Annotated in this window: 1 protein-coding gene; it reads left to right on the top strand. The window is 61.7% G+C overall.

The genetic code is table 11. From position 1 onward, the window contains the following. The coding region (locus J5M66_RS26585) for a proton-conducting transporter membrane subunit (protein WP_279382200.1) at positions 1-488 on the top strand (488 nt) is incomplete at both ends.

Genomic DNA, 488 nt, shown 5'->3' with positions numbered 1-488 from the left:
CGGTCGGGCTGGTGCAGACTGACATCAAGCGCGTGATCGCCTATTCGACCTGTTCGCAGCTCGGCTACATGTTCTTCGCGGCCGGGTGTGGCGCTTATGGCGCGGCGATGTTCCACCTGTTCACGCACGCTTTCTTCAAGGCGCTGCTGTTCCTGGGTGCCGGTTCGGTGATCCATGCAATGCATCACGAGCAGGACATGCGCTATTATGGCGGCCTGCGGAAACACATCCCGCTGACCTTCTGGGGGATGATGATGGGCACGCTGGCGATTACCGGCGTTGGCATTCCGGCGGTGTTCGGCAATCCGATCGCCTTTGGCTTTGCGGGCTTCCATTCGAAGGACGCGATCATCGAGGGCGCCTGGGCCGCTGGCCAGCATGGCGCGTCGATCGTCGGCATCATCGTTGCGTTGCTGACCAGCTTCTATTCGTGGCGCCTGATGTTCCTCACCTTCTGGGGCAAGCCGCGCTGGGAGCAGTCCGAGCAT

The organism is Pseudomonas sp. 67(2021) (assembly GCF_017491835.1).
In the GTDB taxonomy this organism is placed as follows: Bacteria; Pseudomonadota; Gammaproteobacteria; order Pseudomonadales; family Pseudomonadaceae; genus Aquipseudomonas; species Aquipseudomonas atacamensis.
This window is presented reverse-complemented; position numbering and strand designations above follow the sequence as displayed.